The following is a 22,573-nucleotide window of genomic DNA, read 5'->3' as shown; positions in this document are numbered from 1 at the left end:
GGTCCAGCGGCTGACCTTGGGGCGTCAATGGGAGCGCTCATCCGTTTTGCGCCGCCGTACCCCACCCCCCGATCCAGGAGCACTTCATCGATGACGACTACTGATGTGTCCGCATTCGTCTCCGCCGAGATGGCGACCCGGCTGACCGGGACCGCGTCCGCCTGGGAAGAGATCGCGTTCGCGAGTGGCCCGGCCGACCGGGCCGAGGCCGAGGCAGGTGTCCGGTCCGCCTATCAGGCTGTGGGGCTGGCGGAGCCTGACCATATCGTCTGGCTCTCCTCCCCTGCCCAGGGTGCGGTCGCGGCGGCTCTCCTCACGGGCGGCGCGGCGGTCCGCGACACCTTCGACTCGATCGGGCTAAGGCGGGTGATGGACGAGGTCAGCGCCCAGTTCTCCGGAGTTGGCGAGGCTGGGCCGTCCGTCCGGGAGCTCGTACGCACCGGGCCCTGGGAGCGGGCCCGGGCGGAGGTGGTCGCCACGCTTGGTGTCCACGTCTGGCCCCACGCCTGGCAGCTCACCGGCGCCCGTCTCTGGCCCGGCGTCCACCGTCTGGTGAACGACATCCGCACAGGCATCGCCGCGTCGGCAAGGGCGGCAAGCGCGGCGAGCACGGCAGGCGCGGCGGACGGTGGCCACGGCGGGGCCGCAGCGGTCGATGACGGCGTCGACGATGACGTGGCAGAGGCGGCGGCGTTGCTTCGGCGGGCCACTCTCGATGCCGTGTACGGTCAGCAGGACGCGCCGTGGCTGGCGCTGTTCGACGGGCTCGATGGGCTCGACGGCGACGCTCGACACGTCGCGTCTCTCGACGGGCTGATGCGGGTGGCGAGGGCGGCAGGATGGTGGTGGCCGTTCGAGCGGGTGGCCGTACTGTGTGAGCGCCCTGTCTCGATGCACCGCGACGACCTCGGCCGCCTGCATCGGGCCACCGGTCCCGCGCTGGCGTTCGCCGACGGGTTCGCGCTGTACGGCTGGCATGGCATGCCGGTCCCCGCCGATTTCGGGGCCGCCATGGCGGACCTCACGCCCGAGCGCATCCGACAGGAGGAGAACGCCGAGTTGCGCCGCGTCATGCTGGAGCATTTCGGCTTTGACCGCTACCTCACCGAGTCGGCTGCCACGCCGGTCCAACGGGACGCGGCGGGCGTGCTGTGGCGGCTGGAGCTGCCCGACGACGAGCCGCTGGCGATGGTCGAGGTGGTCAACTCCACGCCGGAGCCCGACGGCACCAGCCGGACCTACTTCCTGCGGGTGCCGCCATGGACCAGGACGGCGCAGGAGGGCGTGGCCTGGACGTTCGGGCTGGCGGCGGGCGATTACCGACCCGAACGGGAGACGTGACCGGCCTCGCCGGTGCGGGTCTGCCGCGCGATCCCCGCCATGGCCTCGCGATCCCCGTCATCGCGGCCTAGCGATCCCCGCCATAGCCTCGCGATCCCCGCCACGGCCTCGCGATCTCCGACCGGTGCCCGGAGGCCCGGTCCCTGTCGGGATCGGCCTCGCATGGTCATCCCAAGGCGGTGTCCTTGGGTGGCCAGCCCGCTGGGATGCGTTCGAGGACTCCCCCGGAGAACGTGTCGTACAAGCCCAACGGCTCCAGGTGCACATATCCGATATGGCAATCGCAAGAGCCCTTTGGGCAGCCCCTGGGCCGCAGAGCCGCCAGCGCCGTACCGTCGTAGAGGTTGCCCAGGCGATCCGGGACGAAGTGGCAGCGCCGCACCTCCCCCTCGCCGTCCACGGAGATCACGCTCTCCCCGGTACGACAGCGCAGACCACCACTGGTGTGCGGGTGACGGCTGTTGGCGAACAGGGGATCAAGGGCGGTCCAGTCCGCCGCCTCCGTGTCCGTGTAGGAGCCGCCCTCGGCCGCGTTGATCCAGAGGTACACCTCCGGTGGAAGGGCGGCCCGCAGGAGGCGTGCGGGTGTGAGGTGCTCGGGGAGGCCGACAACGCCGACGCTGTAGCGGACGCCCTTCGCCGACAGTTCACGGCAGCCGGCGAGAAACCGGTCATGTGTCACCTGGCCGGGGTGGTAGGTGGTCCAGAGTGCCAGCGTGTCGAGATCGGCGTCGACGAGCCAGCGGGTGCGGCCACTGAGGTTCGTCTGGATGGCCACGCGCGACACGTGTCCGAGGTGGCTGAGATCGACCATCGCCCGTCGATACCACGACCTGACCAGACCCTCCCCCCACGGCGTGAACAGCACTGAGATGCCGAACCGCTGCGCCGACACCCAGGCGGTGAAGCGTTCGAGCGCCGCCCGGTCGGCCCGCAGCTGGGCGGGAGTGTCTCGGCGCTTGGCGAACGGGCAGTACGGGCAGTCGTAGTCGCAGCTGGCCAAGGGGCCGCGATAGAGGATGGTCAGGTCAGCGCTGGTCATAGGAGTCCATCAGCTCTCGTACGCGGGCGGAGAACAGGGCCGGGCCGATGGCGTCGGAATGGGCGAGGCCCTCGGGGTTGAGCCTGATGCGTTCGGCCGCCGATTCGAGCCAGGCCCGGTCCGCGAAGCCGGACAGATCGAAGTCGTCGAGTACGTCGGCGCCGAACCGCTCTTTGTACGCCGGCCGATCGAGGCCCTCCACCTGGAGGAGGGACTGCAGGAGATGACGGCGGCGGCGCTCGGGGCCGTCCAGTTCGAAGCCGACGTTGGCGTGGGCGAACGACTCCTGGGGCAGCCGTACGTAGTCGTCGATGATGGCCCGCACGTGGCGGACGGCCACCGCGTACTCGAAGGAGTAGTGCAGGCGAGAGGTGTAGGAGCGGGCACCGCAGCCGAGGCCGATCATGCCGTCGCGCTGGCAGCAGTATTCGACGCCCGCGGGGGCGTCAGCCGGTAAGCGGAACATGCGCATCGACACCTGCTCGTAGCCTGCCGCGAGCAGATGGTCGCGGCCCGCTCGGTAGAGGGCGAGCCGCTGGTCGTCCCAGTCGCGCCGCCGCAGCCCGAGCCCGGTCAGCGGCCGTACGTACAGGGGATACAGATACAGCTCCTCCGGCTGCCAGGCCAGCGCGGCGTCCAGCGAATAGCGCCACGACGTCTCCGTCTGCCCATCGATGCCGTAGATGAGGTCCATGTTGAGGGTCGGCACCCCAGAGGCCCGGATGGCGGCCAGCGCCCGCTCGACCTCGGCCCGGCGCTGGGGCCGTACCGCCGCCCTGGCCTCGGCGTCGATGAAGCTCTGCACGCCGATCGACAGCCTGGTCACGCCGCGTGACGCGAGCACGGCGAGGCGGTCGGGAGTGGCGGTGGCAGGCGAGGTTTCCACGCCGAGCGGGATCGCCTGGAAGTCGGCGCCCAGAATGCGTTCGGCCAGGTCGAAGAGCCTGGTCAGCTCGGCGGCCGACAGATAGGTGGGGGTGCCGCCGCCGATGGCCGCCGTGGCGAAGCGGGCCTCGGGGATGGCTTCCCGAATGGCCGAGGCCTGGCGTTCGAGGGCGTCGAGGTAGGCGGCGACCAGGTGTTCCGGCGCGCCGGTCCTGGTGAACAGGTTGCAGAATCCGCATCGCATCTCGCAGAACGGGATGTGCAGGTACAGAAAAAGCGCCTCGGTCCGCTCGCCCGCCCACACTTCGCGGAGTGGCGGCCGGGGCTCCAGGGGACGGTAGGCGGTCTTGTGCGGATAAGCGTAGACATATCCCTCGTACGGGGTCATCACCACGTTCCCTTCCCAAGCACGAACTCCCCATAAGGCACGGTCCACACCACCTCATGGCCGATGCGATGGCCCACATGCCCGTCCTCGCCGTACGCGGTGCCGTGGTCGGAACAGACGATGGCCAGACACGGCCGCCGCGCGCTCATCAGCGCGAACAACCGGCCGATGTGCCGGTCGACGTAGGCGAGGGCAGCGGCCTGGCTGGCCGGGCCGTCGGCGGTGGCGGCCGGCAGGTAGAAGTGGTTGGGCTGGTGGAGCGCGGAGACGTTCACGAACAGGAACACCGGCCCCTCACGGCCCTCGACGACGCGCGCCGCCCGGTCGATCTGCCGTTCGAATGAGTCAGGGGCCGTCACGCCGAACTCCGGCTCCCAGTGCGACTCGGCGAACAGGTCCGGCAGTGAGGAGCCGAGCGGGGTCCGCTTGTTGAAGAAGCCGACGCCACCGACACAGATCGTGTGATAGCCCGCCTGAGCCAGGCCGGCGGGCAGATCCGCGGCCTTGAAGCACCAGGTGCCCTCGGCGGTGGTCTCGCTGCCCGGGAAGGCGGCGGCGAACAGCCGGGGGTGCGGTCCCGGCGTGACCGGAGTCGGCAGGAAACCGGCCAGCATCGCCGCGTGGGCCGCGTAGGTGAAGCTTCCCGGCGTGTGCCGACGCTCCCATACCCCGCCCGGCAGGGCTCGCGCCAGGTTGGGCAGCCGTCCGGCCGCGAGCGCCTCGGCGGCGACGTCGTAGCGCAGCGTGTCGAGCGTGACGAGCAGCAGGTCGTGTGTCCCGACCACCGCGCGCATGTCCCTCATCCGGCCCCCTCGAGGCATCCGGCCCGCTCGAGGCATCCGGCCCGCTCGAAAAACACGGTCCTCTTGGAAAACACGGTCCTCTCGAAGACACCCGGGTCCCCGAATGCCCTCACGCCGCCCGCCTCAGTGCCAGCGCCACCTGCGCGTCGTAGGTGTCGAGCCCGTCGGCTCCACTGCCCGGCAACCCCATGAGGCCCGGCAGCAGGTCTCCGAACGCGTTGACCTCCGCCACCGCGAACCGCCGCCGATCGACCCCGACCAGGAGGTCCACCCCCACCGCCGAACTGCCGGGGAAGCAGGCGGCGGCCTTGGCGCAGACGTCCATGGCGCGCGCCCAACCGGTCTCGCCGAGCGCCGAGCGCACCTCGCCGAGGTCTCCGCGCGCGCCGCCGAGGTGGAGGTTCGTCATAGGAGCGAGGCTGGTTCGCACGACCGCGTGCGTCGGCCGCCCGCCGGTCACGACGACTCTGAGGTCGAACACCCGCCCGCCGATCGACGCCTTGGGGAACCACCGCTCCACATGAAGCCCATCGGGGTCCAACGCGTCGATGATGGCCGCGACGGAAGGTTCGTCCTCGTAGGAGCGGACTCGCAGAGAATTGTGGAGCTCCGGCCCGAGCTCGACAGAGGTAACCGCCTTGACCCGGTCTCCGTGGGCCTCCACCGCGATGACCCCGGAGGCGGATGAGCCGTGAGCGGGCTTGACGAACACCCTGCTCCACCCGGCCGCACGCATCCGCGCCCGCAACCCGGCATAGCCACCGATCAACCCACTGAGCGGACCGCGAACAGAGCCCTCATCAGGCTCACCGGCAGGCAGCGCGAGAGGCACCGGCACCCCGGCCGCCAGCAGCCGGGCGTGGCAGCGCCGTTTGTCGAACATCACCGCGATCTCCGCCACATCCCCGAGCAGCCGGGCCCCAGGGGTACGTGCCACCGCCTCCCGTACGGACCTCAGGCCGCGCACGAACGCCGCGTGCCACGCCGCGCCCCCGCCGACGCGGGTGGGATCGCCCGGCCCGCGCAGGAGCGCGTCCGTGGCGGCGTCCTCCCCCGGCGACTCGACTCGTACGAGCGCTCCGCGTGGCAGACCCAGCCACCAGGCCCGCCGCGCCCCCGGATGGGGCGACCCGCCGGTCAGCACGTCGGACCAGGCGACCATGTACGGTTCGGGCAGCCCGTGACGTTCAAGAGCGGCGGCGAACAGGCGGACCCGCCGATCCCCGGGAGTACCGACGACGGCGAAGGCGGGCACGCTCACTCCGACACCGCGATGTAGCGCCAGTCCTCGTCATCCTCATTCTCCTGCACGTCCGACAGGTCGAGCCGGACCTCCGGCAGGGCGGCCTGGAGCCGGGCCATCATAGGCTCGCTCAGCCAGTGGTGGCTGAGGTCGAGGCTGCGCAGGTGGGTCAGCGGCTGCCCCGACAGCAGCGCCTCGGCGCCCTCGTCGGTCAGCACGCCCATCGACAGGTCGAGTGACTCCAGCCGCACGACGATCGGCGCGGCGGCCACGGCGGCGGCGACCTCGTCCTGCCGTTCGCTGTCCTGGAGGCCGAGGTGGCGCAGCGCGGGCAGGCCGGAGCCGGCCAGGATCCCGGCCCAGTCGCCGGGTCCGGAGTCGCCGGAATAGTTCTCCTCGCCGAGCCAGAGCTCCAGGTGGCGCAGCGCGGGGAACGAGCTCTCACCGACCGCGTGGACCACTCCGGCGGGCAGCCCGCCGCACTCGAACCGAAGGATCTCCAGCCCGGCGTGCACGATGGGCTGGAGCCGCAGCCCAGTGCTGCCGCGCACGTCGAGCCGCTTCAGCCGCGGATAGGCCGCGAGCAGCGGCGTGATGTCGCCCTGACTGATCCAGGAGAGTTCGGACTCCTCCGAGACGATGTCGCCCAGAAAGACCGCCTCCAGCGCTGGCAGCCGGTCGGCAACCCCCGTCAGCGCCTCGACCGCGACGTCCGCCGGGGAGTCGTAGTCGGGACCCCACTGTCCGACCACGATCGCCCGGATGCGCGTGCCGTCCACCCGGCTCAACAGGTCGTCGAGGTCCTCCCGGAGCGACGGCGCGTCCGATTCCCCGTAGGGAGACATTCCGGTGACGCGCCAGGCGGCGTCGGCGGGCAGCTCTTCGCCGTCCTCTCGATCACAGACCGGTAAGTCGTAGAAGGACGGGAGATGCTGGTGGAAGGACAACTGGGCTCCTCTCATCGGGGGGAGCTCAGATGTACCAGAAAGAGGTGACAAGATTGCCTTTATGCAGGACGACCATGTAGCGCTCAAGTCCGCCCGAGGGCGCTGGATCCTGGCGGCCACCGTGCTGGGCTCCGGGATGGCCCTGCTCGACAGCACCGTGGTGAACGTCGCGCTGCCCTTCCTCGGCGACGACCTCGACGCGGACATGGCCGGCCTGCAGTGGACGATCAACGCCTACACGCTCACCCTGGCCGGGCTGATCCTGCTGGGCGGCTCGCTCGGTGACCGCTACGGCAGGCGCAAGGTGTTCCTGATCGGCACGATCTGGTTCGCGCTGGCCTCGGCGCTGTGCGGGCTCTCGCCGAACGTCGAGCTCCTGGTGGCCGCCCGCGCGCTGCAAGGGGTAGGCGGCGCGCTGCTCACCCCGGGGTCGCTGGCGATCATCCAGGCGTCGTTCGTCAGGGACGACCGGCCGCGCGCGGTCGGCGCCTGGTCGGGGCTGGGCGGGGTGGCCGCCGCGATCGGTCCGCTGCTGGGCGGGGTGCTGGTGCAGACGGCGGGCTGGCGGTGGGCGTTCCTGCTCAATCTGCCGGTCGCGGCGCTGGTCGTGCTGGTCACGGTGCGGCACGTGCCCGAGAGCAGGGACGAGCAGGCCGCGGGCCGGTTCGACGTGCTGGGCGCGGTGCTGGCGGCGCTGGCCCTTGCCTTCCTCACCTACGGCCTGATCGAGAAGGGGGCGACGATCCCGCTGGTGGTGGGGGTGGCGCTGGGCGTGGCGTTCGTGGTGCTGGAGAAGCGCAGGTCCCCCGACGCGCTGGTGCCGGTGAGCATCTTCCGCGACCGGGTCTTCACGGCCGTGAACGTGGTGACACTGATCATGTACGCGGCCATGGGCGTGGTGTTCTTCCTGCTCGTCGTGCAGTTGCAGGTGGTGTCCGGGTTCGCGGCGACCCCGGCCGGGCTGTCGCTGCTGCCGACGACGATCCTTATGCTGCTGCTGTCGGCGCGCGCCGGTGAGGTGGCCAAGCGCTACGGCCCGCGCTGGCCCATGACGATCGGCATCCTGGTGGCCGGGCTCGGGTTCCTCCTGATGAGCACGATCGGCTTCGGCGCCTCGTACCCTCTTCAGGTCATCCCCGCGGTCACGGTGTTCGGGCTCGGTCTGTCGGCGGCGGTGGCGCCGCTGACCGCGACCGTGCTGGCAACCGTCGAAGAGCGCCACGCCGGTACGGCCAGCGGCGTCAACAACGCGGTGGCCCGCACCGGCAGCCTGCTCGCGGTGGCCGCGGTGCCGCCCCTGGTCGGCCTGGTCGGCGACGCCTTCAAGAACCCGCCCGTCTTCAACGCGGGCTTCCACACCGCGATGCTGATCAGCGCCGCGATGATGGCCGTCGCGGCACTGATCACCTTCCTGACGATCAGAAGGAACGTCCTGGCCCCGGAAGAGCAGCTCAGAACGTGAAGCCCTGACTGCGGACGCTGTTGTCGAAGTTGGACAGCAGCAGCTCCGGCTCGCCGACCGCGCGGATCTCCGGCAACCTGGTCAGCAGCACCCGGAACATCGTCCGCATCTCCTGCCTGGCCAGGTTGGCGCCCAGGCAGAAGTGCGGGCCAGGCCCGCCGAAGCCGACGTGCGGCTTGGTCTCGCGGGTGATGTCGAAGCTGTCGGGATCGGGGAAGACGCTCTCGTCGCGGTTGGCCGAGCCGTAGAAGAGGACCACCTTGTCGCCCTTCTTCAGCTCCAGGCCGCGCAGGGAGTAGTCCTGGGTCAGCGTGCGCCGGAACTGCATGATCGGCGAAACGTAGCGGACCATCTCCTCGATCGCGTTGCCGATGCGGCCGTCGAAATCCTCCATCAGCAGGTCGCGCTGCGCGGGGTTGTCGGTGAGCAGCTTGATGCCGTGGGCCATCGTGTTGCGCGCGGTCTCGTTGCCCGCCACCAGGAGCAGGGCGAAGAAGGAGCCGAGCTCGCGGTCGGTGAGCTTCTCGCCGTCGGGGTTGGCGGTGACCAGCAGGGACACCAGGTCGCCTTGTGGATCGGCGGCCCGCTCGTGCCCCAGCTTGATCACCATGCGCTGGAGGGCGAGCAGGGCCAGCATGTTCTGGCCGGCGAGCTGAACACTGCGGACCAGGCTGGGGCGTACGCCGGTGTAGGCGGTGGAGACGTCGACGTGTTCGTGGACCTTCGCCCGCAGGTCATCGGGGATGCCCATCATGTCGCAGATGACGTGGATGGGGAGCCGGGCCGCGACCTGGCCGACGAACTCGCGCGGGCCCTGCTCGATGACGTCGTCGACGATCCGCTCGCACGCGGCCTCGATGTCGTCCTGCAGGCCGGAGAGCATGCGCGGGCTGAACGAGCGGGTGACGATGCGCCGCAGCCGGGCGTGGCGCGGGTCGTCCATGTTGACCATCGACTCGCCGAACACCTGCTTGACCCAGCCCGGCGGCTCCGGGTTGGTCACGGCGGGCTCGCTGGAGAAGACCTTGGCGTCGCGGCTGGCCTCGACCACGTCCGCGTGCCTGACCAGGGCGTAGAAGCCGCTGCCGGACCGGAGGAAGGGCACCTTCTTCTCGGGGAAGAACACGGGATGCTCTAATTGCCGGAGTCTGGCGAACGCCTCATGCCGGGCCTTGGGGGCCTGGCGCCAGAAACCCAGATCCGCGAGGTCGATGTCCACCCGCCTATCCTGGCACGTTCCCGTAGCGTTAAGACCTGGTTCGGCCGGGGTGGAAATACCTACCGGTATGAACGCACTGCTAGCCGCCTGCCTGGTTCTTCCCCTCGTTTCGGGTACGAGCCACGCCGCGGCTCCGTCGTGTGGCGGATCCCCTTCCGACTTCGACGGCGACGGCCGTCCCGATCTGGCGGTGGCCGCCCCCTACGACAACCGGCGGGCCGGCTCCGTGACGGTCGTCTACGGCAGCGGACGCAAGGAGAAGCTGACCCAGGAGGGCGCCGAGCCGGGTGACTCGTTCGGCTCGGCTCTCGCGGTCGGCGACTTCAACGGAGACGGATGCGCCGACCTCGCGGTGGGCGTGTCAGAGGAGTTCGTGGGCGAGCGCGTGCCGGGGGCCGACGGCAACGGCGTCGTCGAGCTGTTCCACGGCTCGCCCACGGGCCTGCGGCCGGGCAGGGAGCTGGCGCCGGCGAAGCCGTCGAGCGACCGGTTCGGGGCGTCGCTGGCCGCCGGTGACTTCGACGGCGACGGACGCGACGAGCTCGCGGTGGGCGCCCCTGGCCACCGTACGGGCGGGGGCGTCACGATCTACTGGATGAAGGGCCGCAAGCCGTACCAGATCACCCAGAAGACCCCCTGGGTACGGCAGGCGGCGAGCGTGACGGACCAGTGGGGCGCGGCCCTGGCGAGCGGCGACTTCAACGGCGACGGACGCGCCGAGCTGGCCGTGGGCGCGCCCGCCGACAGTGTCACCCAGGACGGCCAGGGCTCCGTGACCGTCATCGACGTGCGGAGCCGGCGGGCCGGGCTCCTCACCCAGAGCAGCCCCGGGATCAAGGGCTCGGCGGAGAAGTGGGACGCGTTCGGGGCGGCCCTCACGACCGGCGACTTCGACGCCGACGGGCACGACGACCTGGTTGTCGGCGTACCCGGTGAAGGGCTGAGCGCCAACCAGCGGGCGATGGACTACGGCGACGGGGCCGTGCACGTCCTGTACGGGAGCGGGAGCGCGCTGCTGCGCGGCCCCCGGTCGGAGATGTGGACGCAGCGGCTGCTCAAGGGCACGCCCCGGTACTACGACCGGTTCGGCGCCGCGCTGGCGGCCGGGGACTTCAACGGCGACGGCGACGACGAGCTGGCCGTCGGCGTACCCGGTGAGAAGGGGGTCCAAGTGCTGGCCGGGGCCAGGAAGGGCGGGCTGACGAAGGACGGCAACCTGCTCATCAAGGGCAAGGGGCGCGACTTCGGCGCGTCCCTGGCCGCGCTGCCCGCGCTCGGCGGGCGCTACCGGCAGCTCACCAAGGAACGTCCGCTGTACGGGCTGGTGGTGGCGGCGCCGGACCAGGGCAAGGTGCTGTACGTGCCCGGCTCGCGCCAGACGGGCCTGCGGCCCGGCCTGCTCCCGGGAAAGGTCCGCGAGCTGAGCAGCGGCCCCGGCCTGTACGGCTACGCGTTCGGCTGATCCCAGCCCGAGAGGCGAGGCGATACACACTTGTCGCCGATGGGAAGACCCGCGGGAAACTCCCTCCCCACGGAGCTGTCGCCGTCGGCGGGTTCGACGTGGGCGGTCACGGTCGGTACTCCCGGTTGAGGTCGGCCGCCGACACACCGGACAGTGCCTTGCCCAGAGTCGGAACGGCGGCGATGAGGCTGCGTGTGTAGGAATGTCGCGGTTCCTCGTACACCTGCTCCGTGGACCCGATCTCCACGATCTCCCCGTCATTCATGACCGCGACCCGGTCGCACACATGACGTACCACGGACAGGTCGTGGGAGACGAAGACCAGCGTGAGGGACAGCTCGTCGACGAGGTCGGCGATGAGGTTGAGCACCTGGGCCCGTACGGACACGTCCAGGGCACTCACCGGCTCGTCGGCCACGATGATCTTCGGACGGGGGGCGAGAGCGCGCGCGATCGAGATGCGCTGCCGCTGGCCGCCGGAGAACTGGTGGGGATAGCGGTCCGCCGCGTCGGCTCGCAGGCCGACGGCCTCGAGCAATTCGGCCACCCGCTCCCTGCGATTGGGATGCCCCTGCGCGACGAGCGGCTCGGCCACGATGTCGCCGACGCGCATGCGCGGGTCCAGCGAACTCATCGGGTCCTGAAAGACGAGTTGGAGCCGCTCGCGGACGAACCGCAGCCGGCTCTCCCGGAGCCCGGTGATGTCCCGGCCGTCGATCGCGACGCTGCCGCTGGTGGGGCGGTCGAGCCCGGCCAGAATGCGGAGCAGGGTCGACTTGCCGCACCCCGACTCGCCCACGATGCCGAACCGTTGCCCCTGAGGGACGGCGAAGCTGACGCCGCGCAGGGCGTGCACCGGCGGGCTGGGGTGGCGCAGCGAGGTACGAGGCCGCCGGTAGTCGCGCGTGACGTCACGGACGCTGATGGCGTCCGGGGGGCCGGTCTGCGACCCGGGTGCGAGGGGGGCGCTGGTCGGCTGCTCAGCCACGGCCGGCCTCCTGGTTCATGGGTGTGCCGGTCCCGCGTGCGGCGCTCTGGGATACCGGGTGGAAGCAGGCGTAGCCGGAGTCCGGCCCGGTAGGGACCCATTCCGGCCTGGTGGCGCATACGTCGGTCGCCTGAGCGCATCTGTTCCTGAAGACGCATCCGGCGGGGAAGCGGCCCGCCGGCGGAACCGACCCGCCGATCGTGGCCAGCCGGCCGCGGTCGTCGACCATGGTCAGGTCCGACGCGCCGATCAGGCCCTGGGTGTAGCGGTGCCGGGGGCGCGTGAACACCTCCCGGACCGGGCCGGACTCGATCAACCGCCCGCCGTACATGACCATGACCCGCTCGCAGACGGTGGCCACCACGGCCAGGTCGTGGGTGATGAAGAGCATGGCCGACCCGTGTTCCTGAACGCCCCGCACGATCAGGTCGAGCACCCGCGCCTGCACCGTGACGTCGAGCGCGGTGGTGGGTTCGTCGCAGACCAGGAGCGCGGGGTCGTTCGCGAGGGCGATGGCCAGCACCACCCGCTGCCGCTGGCCGCCGGAGAACTGGTGCGGGTAGGCGGTCGCGGCGGCCGCGGGATCGGGCAGCCCCACCTGGGCGAGCAGTTCCACGGCGGCGGCCTGAGCGGAGGCGCGGTCGGGCCTGGTCCGGTGGATCAGCAGCACCTCGGCGATCTGCCGCCCGACCCTCATCGTGGGGTTCAGAGCGGTCATGGGCTCCTGGAAGACCATGGCGATCTCCTTGCCCCGCACCCGGGACATCCGCGCCTCGTCGGCACCCACCAGGTCGTGGTCGACTCCGGCGAGCCGCACCGAACCCGTGGCCGAGAGCCCATCAGGCAGCAGCCCCATGACGCTCAGCGCCGTCAGCGACTTGCCCGACCCCGATTCACCGATCAGACCGACCCGCTCGCCGGCCCGGATGGTGAAGTCGACATCTTCGAGGAGTTTGAGGCCACCCACCGCGACGTCGAGATTCCGCACGGCCAGGACGTCGTCCGGCCCGGAGGCCGGTGCCGTGTCAGGTGCCGGGGTCATCGGCGGTCCTCCAGCTTGGGGTCGAAACGGTCGCGCAGGCCGTCACCGAGCAAGTTGAATCCGAGCACCGCCACCGCGATCGCGATGCCCGGGAACACGGCCAGCCGGGGAGCCGACCACAACATCTCCTGGCTCTCCTGCAGCATCCGGCCCCAGGACGGTACCGGGGGCGGGGTGCCGAAGCCCAGGAAGGACAGCGCGGCTTCGGCGAGTACGGCGATGGCGAAACCGACCGACGACTGGACGATGACGAGACTGCTGACGTTGGGCAGGACATGCCGCAGGCCGATCGAGAACGGCCTGCGGCCCGCCGCGCGCGCCGCGATGACGTATTCGGTCTTCATCACCTGCAGCGTGCCGCTGCGGGTCAGCCGGGCGAAATGGGGGATGGACGCGATGCCGATGGCGATCATCGCGACCAGCGTGCTGGCGCCGTACACGGCGGCGAACATGATGGTCAGCAGGAGCGCCGGGAAGGCGAGAAGCAGGTCGTTGCCGCGCATCAGGAGCTCGCCGAACCAGCGGGGCGCCATCCCGGCGACGATGCCGAGGGGCACCCCGACCAGGGCCGCGACTCCCACCGCCACGAAGCCGACGAACAGCGTGGTGCGCGAGCCCACCAGGATCTGGCTGAACACGTCGCGGCCGAACTTGTCCGTGCCGAACCAGTACTCCAGCGACGGCTTCCGCAGCCGCGCCAAGGCGTTCACCAGGGTCGGGTCGTGCGGGGTCCACACGAAGGACAGCAGCGCCATGCCGAGCACGACCGAGACGATGAGACCGCCCACCAGAAGGCTGCCTGTCATCGGGCGGCGCCGCCGACGGCCGTCGGGCACCGTGGACGCGGCAGCGGCTTCGGTGTCCGGAGCACTCATGACGCGCCCGCCCTGAGCCGCGGGTCGATCATCAGGTAGATCACGTCCACCAGGAAGTTCACCAGCAGCACCGCCATTGCGATGATCATGACCACGTCCTGCACCATGATGAGGTCCCGGTTGGAGACGCTGTCCAGCAGCAGGCTCCCGAGCCCGGGGATGACGAAGACCCGTTCGATGACGACCGCGCCCACCAGCAGCGTGGCGAGCTGCAACGCCATGACCGTGACCACGGGCACCGCCGCGTTCCGCAGGCCGTGCCGCAGCAGTGCCCGCGTCGGGCGAAGTCCTTTGGCGCGAGCGGTGCGCAGATAGTCCTCCCGGAGGACGTCGAGCACGGCGCTGCGGACGTAGCGGGTGAGCACCGCCCCCTGCACCAGGCCGAGGGACAGCGCGGGCAGCACCAGCTGTTTGAGGAACAGGACCGGATCCTGCGCCGGGGGTGTCCAGCCGTTCGCCGGCAGCCACCCGAGCCCCACCGCGAACACGGTGATCAGGAGGATGCCCGCGAGGAAGGCCGGGACGGCCACGCCGACCTGGGACAGGGCCGAGAGAATGAGCCCGGACGGCCTGCGGTGCCGCATGGCCATGAGCGTGGCCATGGGGACCGCCAGGACGAAGGCGAGCACCATCGCGGTGCCGACGAGCCACAGGGTGACCAGAAGGCGGTCGGCGATCTGCGGGCCGATCGGCGTGTGCGAGATGTAGGAGTTTCCCGGGTCGAAGGTCACCAGTCCGTGTATCCAGCTGAGGTACTGGGCCGCGAGCGGCCGGTTGAGCCCGAACTCCGCGCGCAGTTGCGCCACCGCCGCGTCCGACGCGTTGACGCCGAGGGCGACACGGGCCGGATCCCCTGGCAGCACCGCCATGAACGCGAACACCAGCACGGAGCTCACGACAAGGCTGGCCAGGAGGATCGCGACCCGCTGCACCAGACGGACGATCATCGGTTGACGCCGCCTTTCACGAGCGGCCCAGACCGGTGAGATCCAGTGACTCGGAGACGGAGTTCACGGGCAGGCCGGTGATGTCCTTGTCCGCCACCATCAGGTTCGGCAGCAGGAACAGCCAGTCGGCCGCGGCGTCCTTGGACAGCAGCCGGGCAGCCGCTCGCATGGAGGTGATCTCCTGCTCCTGAGTGCCCTCGTCCGCCTTCTTCAGCAACGCGCGGAATTCAGGGTTGTCGTAGCGGGTGTAGTAGGTCTTGTTCCCGAACACCGTATAGATGTCGCGGGGCTCCACATGGGAGATGATGGACATGTCATAGTCGGCGTTCTTGAACACGGTGGTCAGCCAGGCGGCGGGAAACTCCAGCTGGTCGAGCTCGACCTTGAACCCGGCCTGTTCGAGCTGGCTCTTGACCACGGTGCCGCACGCGGTGGCATAAGGCAGCGTCGGCAGCCGCAGCCGCAGGGTGGTGCCGGCCTCGCCGGACTCCGCAAGGAGTTTCTTGGCCTTGCCGATGTCGTACGGATACTCGTTCGCGAGGTCCTCGTACCACGGGTCGGTCGGCGGGACCATGCTGCCGATGAGCTTGCCGCGGCCTGCCCAGCAGGTGTCCACCAGGGCTTTGTGGTCGATGGCGTAGCGGACCGCCTGGCGGGCCTTCAGATTCTTCAGCGGGCCCGAGCCGTTGTTGAAGGAGAGGACCACCTCGCCGTTGGTCGAGCCCTCGATGATCTGGTACTTCGGGTTGTTCTGGAACCGGTCCAGAGCGTCCGGGGGCTGCATCGTGCCGATCACGTTGATGGTGCCCGTGAGCAGCGCGTTGTGCATGGCCGTCGGGTCCTTGAAGTACTTGAGGGTGACCGACGCGAAGTGCGGTTTGGGCCCCCAGTAGCCATCATTACGGGCCAGCGTGATCGAGTCGCCGCGGGTCCACGACTTCAGCGCGTACGGGCCGGTGCCCACCGGCTCGGTGGCCAGCTTGCTCACGCCGGTCCGGCTGAACATCGCGCCCACGCGGGTGGTCATCCAGTACAGCCAGTTGTTGCTCGGCTCTTTCAGGGTCACCTTCAGTTCGGTGGGCGACACCGCCTGCACCGTGTCGACGACGTCCATCCGGGACTTCAGCGCTATCGTCCAGCCGGAGGTGACGCGTTCGATGGAGAACTTGGCGTCCTCGGCCGTGAACGGTGCGCCATTGCTGAACTTGGCGTCCTTCACCAACTGGAACGTGTATGTCTTGCGGTCCTTGGACAGGGTCCACGACGTGGCCAGATCTGGCCCTATCTTCCCGGTTTGGTCCGCCTTCACCAGGTTCTCGTAGACGTTGTAGAGCAGTGCCTGCGGAATGGCCGCACCTTCGGTTTTGGTGAAGTCGAGGTTGGCCGGCTCGGCGACGAGGCCGATCTTCAGGGCGTCGCCCGCAGGGCCGCCGGTGCTTTTTCCCGCTGTCGTGGACCCGGCCGAGCAGGCTGTCAGCAGCAGCGATGCGAGCGCGGCCGCGACCGTCCCGATGTGCCGCGTCCGCTGCTTGTTAGGTTTCATAGGTTCAACCCCTGGCTTTCCATCACGTTGGACTTGGTCACCAGGCACAGGTGCCCCGACCGCCGACCGGCCAGGGCGAAGGCATGATGCGCCGCCCGCTCGATGGCGCGTTGGTGTCCCTCGTCATAGACGCCACCTTTCGCTATGACTGGCCTGACCAGTAAGCTCACTTGCAGGTACCGTGGCGACTGAAGCAGCACTTGTCAAGAGTTCGAATGCCCCCCGTATCGCGACCGAAGGAGAGCGGGTGCTCACGGAACACGGTCTGGCCGCCATGCCCGCCGCCGAGATGGTGGCCGGATTCGCTGATCGCACGTTGTCGCCGGTCGAAGTCCACGACGCCGTCCAGTCGGTGATCGAGGCGCGTGAGAGTGTGCTCAACGCGTTCTGGGTGCGCGATCCAGCCGAGTCCCGTAAGGCGGCCCTGGCCAGCCAGGCCCGATGGGCGGCTGGGGAACCGCTCGGGCCGATCGACGGCGTGCCTGTGACGCTGAAGGAGAACATCGCCCGCAGGGGCGTCCCCATGCCCTCGGGCAACGCGGGGGTCGAGCCGGTCACCCCCGAGGCGGACGCGCCCATCACCGCGCGGGTCGTCGAATCCGGCGGGGTGATACTCGGGTCGACCGTGATGCCGGACTGGGGCATGCTCTCCTCGGGGGTCTCCAGCCGGCACGGCATCGCGCGCAGCCCCTGGAACGCCGCCTGGACCACGGGCGGTTCCAGCTCCGGCGCGGGGGCCGCGGCCGCCGGAGGATACGGTCCGCTCCATGTCGGCACCGACATCGGGGGATCGATCCGGCTGCCGGGCACCTGGTTGGGACTCGCCACGCTCAAGCCCAGCTACGGGAGGATCCCGCTGGACACCCCGTACCTGGGGCGCAACGCCGGCCCCATGACGCGCACCGTGGCGGACGCGGCCCTGTTCATGCGCGTCCTGAGCAGACCGGATCCCCGGGACTGGTCGAGCCTGCCACCGCAGGACATCGACTGGTCGGCGCTGGAGGGCGATGTACGCGGACTGCGGGTGGGCGTGCACATGGACGCCGGTTGCGGGGAGCCGTGCGACGCCGAGATCCTCGCCGCGGTCAACCGTGCCGCCGCAGTCTTCGAGGCGGCGGGAGCCGTCGTGGAGCCGGTCGAGCCGTTCATGAGCCAAGATCTCCTCGATGACCTGGATCTGTTCTGGCGGGTGCGGTCCTGGAACGACTTCCGCGAACTGGCGCCCGAGGCCGGGCTGCGCGTCCACCCCTACGTCATCCAATGGTGCCAGGGGGGCGCGGACATATCGGGCACAAGGCTACTCCAGTGCTACCAGCAGATCATGCGCATCCAGGCGCGGACCGTGGCGGCGACGCTTCCGTACGACCTCGTGCTCTCGCCGGTCGCTCCGGTGGCGGCGTTTCCCGCTGAGCAGCCGATGCCGTTCATGGGGGACGGGAAGACCATGTCCCACATCGGCTTCACCGCGCCGTACAACATGTCGGGGCAACCCGCCGCGACCGTCAACTGTGGCTTCACGGCGGACCGTCGGCCCATCGGGGTGCAGATCGCGGGCCGCCGCTTCGACGATCTCGGCGTCTTGAGGGCGGCGGCGTGGTACGAACGGAACCGACCTGCCGACGCGGTCCCGCGCTGGCCGGACGGCGCCCCCGGGGCGCCCACCGGGGAGAAGACGACATGGACCACGCTCGAGGGGAAGAAGCCATGAGTGACGGGGCACAGTTCCGGCAGGTTTCGCCGGTACGGCTCTACCAGCGCATCGTCGAGCAGATCGAGCAAGCGATCGTTCGAGGTGACCTGAAGCCCGGTCAACGGCTGCCGAGCGAGCGAGAGCTGGTGACGCAGTTCGGGGCGAGCCGGCCCACAGTGCGAGAGGCCTTGCGCGTGCTGGAGAGCAACGGGCTCGTCCGCTCGCGTCCGGGCGACCCGAACGGCCCAGAGATCCTGCCGTTCTCGCCGGCCGGTCTGACCAAGGAGATGACCCGGCTCGTCCAGTTCGACAATATGTCGATGGCCGAGTTGATCTCGTTCCGCATGATCCTCGACGGGTCGGCGAGCTTGCTGGCGGCTCGGCTGCGGTCCGAGGAGGAGCTGTCCTCCATGGAACGGACGATCGCCGTCATGTCGGACGCGATCGAGGCAGGGTACGAGGAGTTCAGCAAGGCGGACGTCGCCTTCCATGAGGCGGTGGCCCGGGCCAGCCGCAACTCCCTCATCGAGGTCTGCAACCAGGTGGTCAGGGACGCCGTCCTCTCGCTGATCTCGGACAAGGTCGCCCACGCGCTCAACAGCACGGCGCTCATGCGAGAGTCGCTCCACCACCACCAGGAGGTGCTGGAGGCGATCCGGGAACGGGACGGCTTGGCGGCGGCACGCATCTCGCGGCGCAATCTCTACGACTACTACGCCGGCTACGTCACCGAGAACGAGCAGGGGCTGCTGCTCGCGCTCCTGGACGAAGAGCCCTGAGCTTCCACCACACGGGGTCTGATCTCAGGGCGCGGGCGCGCCGCTCAGCAGATGTGATGAGTGCGGACCCCGCTGCGTTCACATGTCCCCGCAAAAGGAGCGTCCTGGATGACCAATGCCTCTCCGCATCCGCCGGCCGCGAGCGGTACCTTCCACGGCAAGATCGGCATGACCTACGAGGAGTCGACTCCGTGGTGGCCCGATCCGCAGGCGCTTCCCGAGGACACGCCCAATGTCGTGGTGATCGTGCTCGACGACGTCGGCTTCTCCGACCTCGGCTGCTTCGGCTCTGACATCGACACCCCGGCCATGGACGCCCTGGCCGCCAGTGGCCTTCGCTACACCAACTTCCACACCACCACGCTGTGTTCGCCGACCCGTGCCGCCCTGCTGACCGGCCGAAACCACCACTCCGTCGGTATGCGCATGCTGTCCAACTTCGACACCGGCTTCCCCAGCGGTCGCGGACGGATCACCAGGGCCGCCGCGACACTGTCCGAGGTGCTGCGCGACAGCGGCTTCAACACCATGGCCGTGGGCAAGTGGCACCTGGCGCCGATGGAACAGACCACCGCGTCCGGGCCGTACACCCAGTGGCCGCTGTCTCGCGGGTTCGAGCGTTACTACGGATTTCTGGAAGCGGAGACGGACAGCTTCTATCCGGAACTGTTCTACGACAATCACGCCGTGGCTCCGCCGAAGAGCCCGGAAGAGGGCTATCACCTCAGTGAGGACCTGGTCGACCGGGCGATCGAATTCATCACGGACCAGACTTCGGTCACTCCGGACAAGCCGTTCTTCCTGTACCTGGGGTTCGGCGCGGCGCACGCCCCGCACCAGGCCCCCCGGGAATACCTGGAGAAGTACCGGGGCCGGTTCGACCACGGCTGGGACGCCGAGCGCGACATTCGGCACGCCCGACAGATCGAACGGGGCATCCTGCCGCCCGGCACCGAATTGGCGCCGCGCAACCCCGGGGTCGTTCCCTTCGACGAACTGTCGGACGACGAGAAGAAGCTGTCCGTACGCCTTCAGGAGGCCTACGCGGCGATGGTCGACCACACCGACCACCAGATCGGCCGGCTGACGGAGTTCCTGGAGCGGATGGGCCGGATGGAGAACACCATCACCATCCTGCTCTCGGACAACGGGGCCAGCCAGGAGGGCGGCCAGAAGGGATCGCTCAATCCCACGGCATTTCAGAACGGCGTCCCCGAGGACCTCGAGGAGATGATCGCGCGGATCGATGAGATCGGCACCACACGAGCTCACTCCAACTACCCCTGGGGCTGGGCGCAGGCGGGCAACACGCCGTTCAAGCGCTACAAGCAGAACACCCACGAAGGTGGCGTCCGCTGCCCGCTCATCGTGCGGTGGCCCCGGGGGCTGCCGCGCACCGACGAGATCAGGCAGCAGTTCCATCATGTCACCGACATCGTCCCGACCCTTTTCGAACTGCTCGGTCTGCGGGCTCCCGCGGTCTACAACGGCATCCCGCAACTGCCGATACACGGTGTCAGCATGGCCTACACCTTCGACTCGCCGACCGAGCCGACGCGCAAGGAAGCCCAGTACTTCGAAATGTTCGGGCATCGCGCGCTCTGGCACGACGGCTGGAAGGCCGTCGCCTTCCACCAACGCGGAACGCCGTTCGACGCGGACCGATGGGAGCTCTACCACCACGACACCGACTTCTCGGAATGCAACGACCTGGCGCGGGCGCGGCCCGAGCAACTGGAGAAGATGATCTCCCGCTTCTGGGCGGAAGCAGGGAAGTACGATGTGCTGCCGCTGGACGATCACGGATTCGCCTACCGGGCGAAGATTCCGCGTCCCGGCTCTCCACGCATGCGCACCACCTTCACCTACTACCCCGGCATGGCTCATCTGCCCGGCGCCGCGGTGCCACCGGTGATGAACCGCGGGCACCGCATCACCGCGTTCGTCGACCGGAGCACCGCGGCGGACGAGGGTGTCCTGGTGTCCCTGGGCAACATCAGCAGCGGATACGTCCTGTATGTCAAGGACAACCGGCTGGTCTACGAGTACAACTTCCTCGGCACCCTGTACGCGGTGACCTCGGCGGACGAACTCCCGATCGGCCCGGCGGAGCTGACCTTCGAATTCGTCAAGACCGGTGACATGCGGGGCGTCGGACATCTGTACGTGTCAGGAAAGCCGGTCGGCACCGAGGCCATTCCGCAGGTCCTCCCCCACTTCCTGGGATGGCAGGGCCTCGACATCGGCCGGGACACCCTGTCGCCCTCCTCACCCAACTATGACGGCGAATTCGCGTTCACCGGAAAGCTGGAGAAGGTCGTCTTCACCGTCGCGCCGGACGAAGAAAGCAGGGAACCCTTCGAGCGAATCGACTGACTCTCCTGGGGGCTAAAGCCCGTGCGGTTGAGACGCGGCCTGCCCGCTCACCCGAAGCCGAGGTTCAGCGGTCTGGGACGGGGCGAGCGGGAGCGTGACACGGAACGTGGCGCCCTTGCCCGGCTCGCTCGACGCGGACACGCTGCCCCCGTGCGCCTCGACGAGGGTGGCCGCGATCGACAGGCCCAGCCCGGCACCGCCGTAGCTGCGCGCCGGATCGGCCCGGTAGAACCGCTCGAACACCCGCTCGGCCACCTCCGGCGAGAACCCGGGCCCCTCGTCGGCCACCTCGACGACGGCCTGCCCGTCACGCGCGCCGACCCCGACAGTGAAGGCGGTGCCCGGCGGCGTGTGGCTGAGCGCGTTGCCCACCAGGTTGCCGAGCACCTGCCCGAGCCGCGGCTCGTCGCCGGTCACGAACACCGCCCCCTCGCTCCCGTACAGCATGACCAGCTCGATCTTCCGGTCCGGCGCGAGCGTCTGGGCGTCGATCACGGCGGTGGCGGCGAGGCTGAGCACGTCGACGGGCTGTTCGCCGAGCTCGCGGCGCTGGTCGAGCCTGGCCAGCAGCAGCATGTCCTCGACCAGCAGGCCCATCCGCGCGGCCTGGCCCTCGATCCGGCTCAGCAGCCGGGTCGCCTCCGCCAGGTCCTTGTCCGCCCCGAGCCGGAACAGCTCGGCGAACCCCCTGATCGAGGTGAGCGGGGTACGCAGCTCGTGCGAGGCGTCGGCCATGAACCTGCGGGTCAGCTCCTCCGAGCGCTGGGCCGACCGGGCCGACTCGCGGGCCGACTCGGCCGCCGCCTCGCGCTCGCGCACGGCCACCTCGATGCGGGCGAGCATGCCGTTCAGGGCCCGGCCGAGCTTGCCGACCTCGGTGGTGGCCGACCAGAGCGGTACGCGGCGGGACAGGTCGCCGTCCGCGATGTGGCGGGCGGTCCGCTCGATCTCCCCCAAAGGGCGCAGGCTCCGCCGTACGAGCCAGTAACAGGCGAAACCGAGCACCACGAGGGTCCCGCCGCCGCCGACCGCCACGATGAGCAGCAGCTGGGAGACCGTGTCGTCCAGGTCGCCCAGGCTGATCGCGATGATCCTGCTGTCGCCGTCGCGGCCCGGCATGGCCACGGCCCGCCAGTAGGGTCCCTGCGGATCCTGCGACTCGACGGTGAACGGCTGCCCGGCCATGAGCGCGACGTCGGTGCTGGTGAGCCTGGGCAGCTTGGGGATGTGCGTCTCGGTCGACTCGGTCATGGTCCGGATCTTGACGCCGGTGGAGTCCACGAGCACCGAGTGGAACAGGCCGAAGAAGCGCTGCGGGCGTGGGCCCGGCTGCGGCTCAGGAGGCGGCGGCGCGCCCCGCCACGGCACGCTGGCGGCACGCAACTGCTGGTCGACGCGCTCGACGAGATAGCCGCGCAGCAGCCGTACGGCGAACAGCCCGGTCAACGTGATGGCCAGCGTGACCATCAGCAGGGTCGCCGAGACGAGCCGCAGCCACAGCGGCGTCCGCGCGAGATACCTCCTCAGTCCTGCCATTCGGG

General features: G+C 69.7%; 18 protein-coding genes. 6 read left to right on the top strand and 12 right to left on the bottom strand.

Annotated elements, in window-relative coordinates:
* Positions 1-90: 90 nt before the first annotated feature.
* Positions 91-1,341, top strand: coding sequence for a DUF6745 domain-containing protein (locus tag ACIBO2_RS27105; RefSeq protein WP_397300285.1), 1,251 nt, complete (start codon positions 91-93; stop codon positions 1,339-1,341).
* Positions 1,342-1,507: 166 nt separating this feature from the next.
* Here ACIBO2_RS27105 and ACIBO2_RS27100 read toward each other — a convergent pair whose 3' ends face one another.
* The 5 genes from ACIBO2_RS27100 to ACIBO2_RS27080 all read right to left on the bottom strand — a co-directional run bounded on the left by ACIBO2_RS27100 (position 1,508) and on the right by ACIBO2_RS27080 (position 6,649).
* Positions 1,508-2,383, bottom strand: a complete 876-nt coding sequence (locus ACIBO2_RS27100) for an STM4011 family radical SAM protein (RefSeq protein ID WP_397300283.1) — start codon at positions 2,381-2,383, stop codon at positions 1,508-1,510.
* Positions 2,370-3,656, bottom strand: a complete 1,287-nt coding sequence (locus ACIBO2_RS27095; protein WP_397300280.1) for an STM4012 family radical SAM protein — start codon at positions 3,654-3,656, stop codon at positions 2,370-2,372. Before ACIBO2_RS27095 ends, ACIBO2_RS27100 begins: the two co-directional genes overlap by 14 nt.
* Positions 3,656-4,450 carry an STM4013/SEN3800 family hydrolase gene (locus ACIBO2_RS27090; RefSeq protein WP_397300809.1) on the bottom strand — a complete coding sequence of 265 codons (795 nt, stop codon included), beginning with the start codon at positions 4,448-4,450 and terminating at the stop codon, positions 3,656-3,658. Before ACIBO2_RS27090 ends, ACIBO2_RS27095 begins: the two co-directional genes overlap by 1 nt.
* A gap of 118 nt (positions 4,451-4,568) precedes the next feature.
* A complete protein-coding gene (locus ACIBO2_RS27085; RefSeq protein ID WP_358550451.1) occupies positions 4,569-5,720 on the bottom strand; it encodes an STM4014 family protein in 1,152 nt (383 codons plus the stop codon).
* Positions 5,717-6,649: an STM4015 family protein gene (locus ACIBO2_RS27080; RefSeq protein ID WP_358550449.1), complete on the bottom strand. Its 933-nt coding sequence runs from the start codon at positions 6,647-6,649 to the stop codon at positions 5,717-5,719. Before ACIBO2_RS27080 ends, ACIBO2_RS27085 begins: the two co-directional genes overlap by 4 nt.
* A gap of 61 nt (positions 6,650-6,710) precedes the next feature.
* Here ACIBO2_RS27080 and ACIBO2_RS27075 point away from each other — a divergent pair, with 61 nt between their 5' ends.
* Positions 6,711-8,111: an MFS transporter gene (locus ACIBO2_RS27075; RefSeq protein WP_397300276.1), complete on the top strand. Its 1,401-nt coding sequence runs from the start codon at positions 6,711-6,713 to the stop codon at positions 8,109-8,111.
* On the opposite strand, the gene ACIBO2_RS27070 is transcribed toward ACIBO2_RS27075, so the two are convergent.
* Entirely contained in the window at positions 8,101-9,330 is a 1,230-nt protein-coding gene (locus tag ACIBO2_RS27070; RefSeq protein ID WP_397300273.1) for a cytochrome P450, read from the bottom strand. The two genes, ACIBO2_RS27075 and ACIBO2_RS27070, sit on opposite strands and share 11 nt — an antisense overlap.
* A 67-nt stretch (positions 9,331-9,397) precedes the next feature.
* On the opposite strand from ACIBO2_RS27070, the gene ACIBO2_RS27065 reads away from it, so the two are divergent.
* Positions 9,398-10,792, top strand: coding sequence for an FG-GAP and VCBS repeat-containing protein (locus ACIBO2_RS27065; protein WP_397300270.1), 1,395 nt, complete (start codon positions 9,398-9,400; stop codon positions 10,790-10,792).
* A gap of 106 nt (positions 10,793-10,898) precedes the next feature.
* Here ACIBO2_RS27065 and ACIBO2_RS27060 read toward each other — a convergent pair whose 3' ends face one another.
* The 5 genes from ACIBO2_RS27060 to ACIBO2_RS27040 are packed head-to-tail and all read right to left on the bottom strand — an operon-like array spanning position 10,899 to position 16,187.
* Positions 10,899-11,780 (bottom strand): ATP-binding cassette domain-containing protein, encoded by an 882-nt coding sequence (locus ACIBO2_RS27060; protein ID WP_358550441.1) that lies wholly within the window; start codon positions 11,778-11,780, stop codon positions 10,899-10,901.
* Positions 11,773-12,822 carry an ABC transporter ATP-binding protein gene (locus ACIBO2_RS27055; protein ID WP_358550439.1) on the bottom strand — a complete coding sequence of 350 codons (1,050 nt, stop codon included), beginning with the start codon at positions 12,820-12,822 and terminating at the stop codon, positions 11,773-11,775. Before ACIBO2_RS27055 ends, ACIBO2_RS27060 begins: the two co-directional genes overlap by 8 nt.
* A complete protein-coding gene (locus ACIBO2_RS27050; protein ID WP_358550437.1) occupies positions 12,819-13,697 on the bottom strand; it encodes an ABC transporter permease in 879 nt (292 codons plus the stop codon). Before ACIBO2_RS27050 ends, ACIBO2_RS27055 begins: the two co-directional genes overlap by 4 nt.
* Complete coding sequence (locus tag ACIBO2_RS27045; protein ID WP_358550435.1) at positions 13,694-14,644, bottom strand: ABC transporter permease; 951 nt, start codon at positions 14,642-14,644, stop codon at positions 13,694-13,696. The genes ACIBO2_RS27050 and ACIBO2_RS27045 overlap by 4 nt, the downstream gene beginning before the upstream one ends.
* A gap of 16 nt (positions 14,645-14,660) precedes the next feature.
* Complete coding sequence (locus ACIBO2_RS27040; protein WP_358550433.1) at positions 14,661-16,187, bottom strand: ABC transporter substrate-binding protein; 1,527 nt, start codon at positions 16,185-16,187, stop codon at positions 14,661-14,663.
* 247 nt (positions 16,188-16,434) lie between these two features.
* Between ACIBO2_RS27040 and ACIBO2_RS27035 the strand changes: the two genes are divergently transcribed.
* The 3 genes from ACIBO2_RS27035 (at position 16,435) to ACIBO2_RS27025 (ending at position 21,032) form a co-directional block, all read left to right on the top strand.
* Positions 16,435-17,895 carry an amidase gene (locus ACIBO2_RS27035; protein WP_397300263.1) on the top strand — a complete coding sequence of 487 codons (1,461 nt, stop codon included), beginning with the start codon at positions 16,435-16,437 and terminating at the stop codon, positions 17,893-17,895.
* Positions 17,892-18,656, top strand: coding sequence for a FadR/GntR family transcriptional regulator (locus tag ACIBO2_RS27030; protein ID WP_397300260.1), 765 nt, complete (start codon positions 17,892-17,894; stop codon positions 18,654-18,656). Before ACIBO2_RS27035 ends, ACIBO2_RS27030 begins: the two co-directional genes overlap by 4 nt.
* 108 nt (positions 18,657-18,764) lie before the next feature.
* On the top strand, positions 18,765-21,032 hold the full coding sequence (locus ACIBO2_RS27025) for an arylsulfatase (RefSeq protein WP_397300258.1): 2,268 nt from the start codon (positions 18,765-18,767) through the stop codon (positions 21,030-21,032).
* Positions 21,033-21,044: 12 nt separating this feature from the next.
* On the opposite strand, the gene ACIBO2_RS27020 is transcribed toward ACIBO2_RS27025, so the two are convergent.
* The gene (locus tag ACIBO2_RS27020) at positions 21,045-22,568 is read right to left on the bottom strand and encodes a sensor histidine kinase (RefSeq protein WP_397300255.1); all 1,524 of its coding nucleotides are present in this window, start codon (positions 22,566-22,568) and stop codon (positions 21,045-21,047) included.
* Positions 22,569-22,573 lie beyond the last annotated feature (5 nt).

This window comes from Nonomuraea sp. NPDC050022, assembly GCF_044460705.1.
Lineage (GTDB): Bacteria > Actinomycetota > Actinomycetes > Streptosporangiales > Streptosporangiaceae > Nonomuraea.
This window is presented reverse-complemented; position numbering and strand designations above follow the sequence as displayed.

Coding starts and splice junctions, on each gene's coding strand:
- ACIBO2_RS27045 (WP_358550435.1), bottom strand. CDS start 14,644: ATGATCGTCCGTCTGGTGCAGCGGGTCGCGATCCTCCTGGCCAGCCTT.
- ACIBO2_RS27065 (WP_397300270.1), top strand. CDS start 9,398: ATGAACGCACTGCTAGCCGCCTGCCTGGTTCTTCCCCTCGTTTCGGGT.
- ACIBO2_RS27090 (WP_397300809.1), bottom strand. CDS start 4,450: ATGCGCGCGGTGGTCGGGACACACGACCTGCTGCTCGTCACGCTCGAC.
- ACIBO2_RS27020 (WP_397300255.1), bottom strand. CDS start 22,568: ATGGCAGGACTGAGGAGGTATCTCGCGCGGACGCCGCTGTGGCTGCGG.
- ACIBO2_RS27025 (WP_397300258.1), top strand. CDS start 18,765: ATGACCAATGCCTCTCCGCATCCGCCGGCCGCGAGCGGTACCTTCCAC.
- ACIBO2_RS27095 (WP_397300280.1), bottom strand. CDS start 3,656: ATGACCCCGTACGAGGGATATGTCTACGCTTATCCGCACAAGACCGCC.
- ACIBO2_RS27040 (WP_358550433.1), bottom strand. CDS start 16,187: ATGAAACCTAACAAGCAGCGGACGCGGCACATCGGGACGGTCGCGGCC.
- ACIBO2_RS27075 (WP_397300276.1), top strand. CDS start 6,711: ATGCAGGACGACCATGTAGCGCTCAAGTCCGCCCGAGGGCGCTGGATC.
- ACIBO2_RS27050 (WP_358550437.1), bottom strand. CDS start 13,697: ATGAGTGCTCCGGACACCGAAGCCGCTGCCGCGTCCACGGTGCCCGAC.
- ACIBO2_RS27105 (WP_397300285.1), top strand. CDS start 91: ATGACGACTACTGATGTGTCCGCATTCGTCTCCGCCGAGATGGCGACC.
- ACIBO2_RS27055 (WP_358550439.1), bottom strand. CDS start 12,822: ATGACCCCGGCACCTGACACGGCACCGGCCTCCGGGCCGGACGACGTC.
- ACIBO2_RS27030 (WP_397300260.1), top strand. CDS start 17,892: ATGAGTGACGGGGCACAGTTCCGGCAGGTTTCGCCGGTACGGCTCTAC.
- ACIBO2_RS27100 (WP_397300283.1), bottom strand. CDS start 2,383: ATGACCAGCGCTGACCTGACCATCCTCTATCGCGGCCCCTTGGCCAGC.